Origin of the sequence: Eubacterium uniforme (assembly GCF_900167115.1) — a bacterium.
Lineage (GTDB): Bacteria > Bacillota > Clostridia > Lachnospirales > Lachnospiraceae > Eubacterium_S > Eubacterium_S uniforme.
The window spans coordinates 1-5860 of sequence record NZ_FUXZ01000026.1 but is presented as its reverse complement, the minus strand read 5'-3'; the positions used below and the strand labels follow the sequence as shown (position 1 = coordinate 5860).

Annotated in this window: 7 protein-coding genes; all 7 read left to right on the top strand. The window is 28.0% G+C overall.

The genetic code is table 11. The features are described 5' to 3' along the window. Nucleotides 1-286 (top strand): plasmid mobilization relaxosome protein MobC (mobC, locus tag B5D16_RS12120; protein ID WP_159444387.1); only part of this gene is annotated, 286 nt, incomplete at its 5' end. Continuing rightward, the gene (locus B5D16_RS12115; RefSeq protein WP_078767235.1) at nucleotides 273-1658 is read left to right on the top strand and encodes a relaxase/mobilization nuclease domain-containing protein; all 1386 of its coding nucleotides are present in this window, start codon (nucleotides 273-275) and stop codon (nucleotides 1656-1658) included. The genes mobC and B5D16_RS12115, both read left to right, overlap by 14 nt. Nucleotides 1659-1820: 162 nt before the next feature. Continuing rightward, complete coding sequence (locus tag B5D16_RS12110) at nucleotides 1821-2819, top strand: DUF3991 and TOPRIM domain-containing protein (protein ID WP_078767234.1); 999 nt, start codon at nucleotides 1821-1823, stop codon at nucleotides 2817-2819. Beyond that, entirely contained in the window at nucleotides 2785-3282 is a 498-nt protein-coding gene (locus B5D16_RS12105; protein WP_078767233.1) for a hypothetical protein, read from the top strand. The genes B5D16_RS12110 and B5D16_RS12105 overlap by 35 nt, the downstream gene beginning before the upstream one ends. Nucleotides 3283-3334: 52 nt before the next feature. Further along, nucleotides 3335-3514, top strand: a complete 180-nt coding sequence (locus B5D16_RS12100) for a hypothetical protein (protein ID WP_078767232.1) — start codon at nucleotides 3335-3337, stop codon at nucleotides 3512-3514. Next, on the top strand, nucleotides 3507-4547 hold the full coding sequence (locus B5D16_RS12095; RefSeq protein ID WP_078767231.1) for a DUF3801 domain-containing protein: 1041 nt from the start codon (nucleotides 3507-3509) through the stop codon (nucleotides 4545-4547). Before B5D16_RS12100 ends, B5D16_RS12095 begins: the two co-directional genes overlap by 8 nt. Before the next feature lie 4 nt (nucleotides 4548-4551). Further along, nucleotides 4552-5860: type IV secretory system conjugative DNA transfer family protein (locus B5D16_RS12090; protein WP_078767230.1), on the top strand; the 1309-nt coding region annotated here is incomplete at its 3' end.

Genomic DNA, 5860 nt, shown 5'->3' with positions numbered 1-5860 from the left:
CAAAATAAAAACCAAAGCACAAAAATCAAATATGACGGTTAGCGAATATTTAAGAATCAAATCATGTGATATTAAAATAACTGAAAAACAATTTGATGAATTAAATAAGATAATTTCATATGAAATTAGGAAAATTGGTAATAACATTAATCAGATTGCTCATCAATATAATGCTTATGATATTTTTGAGCCGTCTAAAGAATTAAATATTATGATTGATCAGCTTAATTATAAATTAGATTTGATAGAAAAAAAACTGGAGGATATAAAACATGGCAATAACTAAACTCATGCATATCAAGGAACGAAAAATTGGAGATCCTGCTCAAGGATTAATGAACTGCATAAATTATATTCTTAATCCAAAAAAAACAGAAAATGGATTATTGGTTGTTAGTAACTCTGGATTAACAGCTGATGAAATATTTAAGAATTTTATAAAGACCAAATCATATTATAATAAAAGATTCGGAAGACAGGGATATCATTTTATTGTTTCGTATCCTTCAGGAGAAAAGATAAAGGATTCAATAATGCTAAATGTTATGGATGACATTACATCTGAGTTATTAAAGGATGAATATGATTACGTTGCCGCAGTTCATAATGATACAGACCATCCACATGGACATATTGTTTTTAATTCCGTAAATAGTGTTAATGGAAAAAAATATAGATATAATAATGGAGATTGGGCAAGGATTATCCAACCCGTCGTTAATAAGGTTTCTGAAAAATATAATCTTCCATTAATTAATATTATGATGTTGGATAATGAAATTGAACGAGGAACATTAAGTAAGCATAAATTACTTAAGCATAACATAGATCAAGCGGTAGAACAGGCAAATAATTACGAAGAATTACTTGATATATTGGAGAAAAACTTTGATATAGAAGTTAAAGAAGCTTATTCAAAAAAATATGGAATAATATTAAAATATAAGCCTATGGGTGAAACTAAATACATAAGAGCAAACAGTTTAGGCTTTGGATATTTTCCAGATGATTTGAAAAGAAGACTGAATATGAATTCATTGGTAATTAAAGAAGTTGAATTGGCAGTAAATAGAAACGTTAATAAAATGCATGTATATAAAAGTTTTGTTTCATGGGATAATATGTCTGTTTATCAAAAAGAGATAGCTAAAAAGGTTTATTATGCAGATCATATATTAAAAAGAGGCAAACATTTATCTAATTGGGAAGTAAACAGAACAGTTAGTAAGATTAATACTCTTGTTAAATCATTTATGACGATACAAAAAAATCAAGTTAATTCATATAATGATTTGATTGAAAAAATAGATATAAAAGACAATCAAATAGCTAAAATACAAAAGTCCATAAAATCATTAAACAATGAATATAAAGATTACTTAAAACATTCAAAGTATATTCCGTCTTTATTTGAGCTATTAAAAACATATAAAGTATTATCTGAAGATGAAACTATTGATAAGGATAGAATAAAGAAAATAGAAAAATTCATGGATGTAAAAAAGACTGAACAAGCCTATAATTCGTATATTCATAAGAAAAATGAATTTATGAAAATAAAAAACGAGCTTCAGACTGAAAAGAAATATATGAATAAAATAAAAAAGGAATTGGAAACAAACCTAAAAGAAAGAAAAATACGGAAAAAGGGATTATAAAATAATAATACATACGTGTAAATATATTTTTAAGCGGACTAAATGTACTAAAGTTGTACTAAACGGACTAACGTTTTATGGTATAATTACAATTGATAAAGAATGTAAATTTTTAAGAGAACTAGGAAAAACTAGTTCTCTTTTTAGTTGGAGGTGATAATTTTGAAATATGTAGCAGAAGAACTTATTGAAAAATTAAGAAATATACCCATTCAGAATGTAGCTTCGGCTATGGGGTATCATGTTGTAAAAAAAGGAAATTTTTATTCTTTAAAAGAACATGATTCCGTGATGATAGATCCAAGGAAGAACAAGTATGTTAGATATAGTTCGGATGGAAGTAGTAAATCTGTATTTGATTTTCTTATTGAATTTGGAAACATGGATTTTATTGGTGCTGTAAATTATTTAAATGATAATTATATTGGAGAAGCTCAAATAAGCAGATTCAGGGACGTAAGAAATAATAATGAAAAGTCATGTAAATTAGAATTACCAAGAAAATCAGACAATATGCGTAATGCTTTTGCATATTTAATTAAAACACGATGTTTATCTGTTGATGTTGTTAAAAGTTTAGCTAACAAAGGATATATATATCAAGACGAAGAACATAAAAATATAGTTTTTGTAGCTTATGAAACAAAAGAAGGAATTAGACAACCAGTGTTTGCTAATTTAAAAGGAACAAATGAACAATACCCTTATAAAAGAGATGTGCCAGGTAGCGATTATAATCGCTGCTTTTTTTTAGACTATAAAAGTGACACATTATTCATTACTGAAGCTATTATCGATGCCTTATCGGTAATGAGTATGCAAGGAGATGATTTATATAAATGGAATTATTTAGCCTTAACAGGAATAACTAAAACTTCCTCAATTAACTATTGGTTAGATAATCCAAATATAAAGAATATTATATTAGGTTTAGATAGAGATTCAGCAGGAATTAAAGCGACAGAACAAATAAAACAAATGATAAAAGAAAAAAGAAATGATATAAATGTTGAGGTTATCCAATGTGAGGAAGGATTTAAGGATTTTAATGAAGAATTAGTATATAAGGTTAAAAGAAATATACCAGTACATAAAATTGAAAGGAATTCAATGCAGGTGGTGGAACTTGAAAATCCCTTTTGTAAGTGTAGAACAAGATAGTGAGGATATTGATATGAGTAAAGAAGAGTTAATAGAAATTATTTTACCTTTAAAGGATGAATTACTTGAATTATCCAAAAAAATAGATGGATTAATTGAAGAACAAAATGTAATAAAAGAACAAATTAGCGAAATGATCAACAGGAAAGAGGGTGATATAGATGAACAACTCAGAGAATTATTCGCAGATGGAGAAGGTAATAAAGAAAGCAAAGGAATTACAGGAACAGAACCAGAAATTACAGCAACAATTGGAAATAATACAACAGGAGAATCAGATACTGAAGAACGAGAAAGAAGTTCTTCAGGAGCAAATGATAAAACAGATGAAGAAGTTACAGGAACAGAATTTGAATTGCCATCAGGAAGTTTTATCGCAGATTTCGAAATTAGCGATGACATGTTCTCAGATGAAAGTGAGTTCGGCGCTGAAATCGATTCCGAAGGAAATACAGAAAACTAATATAGAATTAGCCAAAAATAAAAGAAAAATTAGAAAAAAGAAAGACAATCTATTGGAATATTTACTTAATGGTAAATTTACTAAAGAACAGAGAATAGAAATTAGTAAAGCTATAACAGAAGATGGCCTTTCTGAAGATATGGTTTGGCAAATAGCAAAACCTGAATATTCAGCTGAAGGCATAAGACAGGCTAGAGAATTATTAAGAAATGGAGGGTTAAACAATGAGTGATATTAATGCTGACTTATCTGAAGTTATTCAGGTTTTGAGGTTTTCTGGAGAAGCATTTAAAGATGTTGCGTTATTAATTAAAAGTGGTAGTGATATAGCAGGAAAAACAATTAGTAAGAGTGCATTGAAAGCATTGCAGATTAGAATGAAACTACATTTTTATGATTTATCACTTCCTGTAATTAATAGACCTTATAATTCTGTATCAATTGGCACTATGGAAAAAATTACAGGTGGTAATTATAGAATTATTGATATTCCTAGTGAGGATGAAAAAGAATTGGAAGATTTCTTTAAAATATTTAAGAAACACAAAGTTCCATTTGCTGTATTACCTGATTTGAATCACGGAGATAATCATATTCAAATAGCTGTTAATCCTCAGGATATAGATAAAATCAATGACATTTGTGAAATATATAAATTTAATAGTCTTCAAAAAATAAGTGAAATTACTGAAGAAGAGTATTATGATAATGCATCAATTGAAGAAAAAGAAGACTTTGATAAAACATCATCATTAATGGCTAAACAGGTTGAACAGCAAAATACTAAAAAAAAAGAAAAATCTGAAGATATAAACATAGAAAAAGATATTAATGATTTAAAAACAGCTTCAAAAATAGAACGTTATAAAACACTATCCAATAACAGTCAGTATGAAAAAATATCATTGGACATGGAAACATTATTTAAATCTGAAGATGAAAATTATATGTTTTTTAGAGTGCCAGGTTCATACGATTACCGTGTAGGCAGTTTTCTAATGATAGCAGTAAAGAAAGAAGATATTTACATTTCAAACGATAATAAGACAGCAACCACATTTTTACATAAAGACTCAACATCAGTTGTCCAAAGGATTAGTAGGGGAAATGTAAAAAAGACAGAAATAATACATAATAAAAAATTGAGCAATTATTTTACTGAGGGATGGAATAAGTTTGATAAAGAAAATGGTATTAAATCTATTAAATTAACAAAAGGGAAAAATGCTTTTAATTCATCAACAATAAGAAGAAATAGGAAGTGAATATATGCAACGTAAGAATATAAAAAGAAGAAATACCATTATTATTTTTTCTATTTTTCTGGTAATGGTAATTTATATATGTTACTGTGTTTCAGCTTTGTTTATTACAAAAGGGTTAAACGTAGATAATTTTATGGATTACTTAATGTATTACATTAATCATCCGAGTAAAGAATATTATAATGACAAGACAATACTGGTCATATTAGGCGGAGTGGTTGTTTGGTTTTTATTCTTTGCTTATAAGTTAGCTGATAGTACGTATAATTTTATGCCAGGAGAAGAATATGGTTCAGCTAAATGGGGAAATGTTAAATCATTTAATAAAAAATTTGAAGATAAAGAAGATAAATCAAATAATAAAATTTTATCAGAAAACATAAGATTTAGATATGATGAATCTACTTTGCTTAATAATAACACATTTATAGCAGGTGGTTCTGGTACTGGTAAATCTGCGAGTATTTTAACACCTAATCTATTGGTTAATCATAGTAGCATGATTTATACAGATCCTAAGGGCAGTTTGATTAAAAAATATGGAAATTATCTTGCTAGTCAGGAAAATACAAGAGTTTATTTTATCGATACGGTTAATATGTCTAAATCCATGCATTTTAATCCTTTTCCTTATATAAGGGACACAACGACTCTTGAAATGCTAATTACAAACATATTGGATAACACTAAGCCAGAAACAGAGTCAACTGGTGGTGACCCATTTTGGGATAATGCAGAGCATTTATATATTAAAGCTATTTTTTCGTTTATATGGCAGCATTGTCCCTGTGATATAGATTGGACTAAATATGGTTCGATAGAAGAAAATGATCAGGTTCACTATGAAATGAATCTAGTAACATTTTTGGACTTTATTCATAGAGCTGATGTAATAATTGATCCAAGAACTGGTGATACCCAGCCTTCGATGTTAGAACGTTTATTTAAAACATTACCAATGGATGATGATGCAAGATATTCATATGAGGATATGAGTAAAGGGGCAGGGGATACATTAAGATCCATTTTAATATCATGTAATTCACGATTTTCAAAATGGAGAAACAAAGAATTACATGAATTATTAAAAGATAATGATATTCCTATTGAAGAATTTGGAATAGGAAAAAATGGTGATGGTAAAACAAAATCTCATCTGTTCATTACTATTCCTGATGATGATAAAACTTATAATTTTGTTCCTGGCATGATTTATACATTATTATTTCAAGAGTTGTATTATCAAGCTCGATATTATGATAATGACAGATTGCCATTAGATGTAGGGTTTTGGCTGGATGAATTTGCAAACA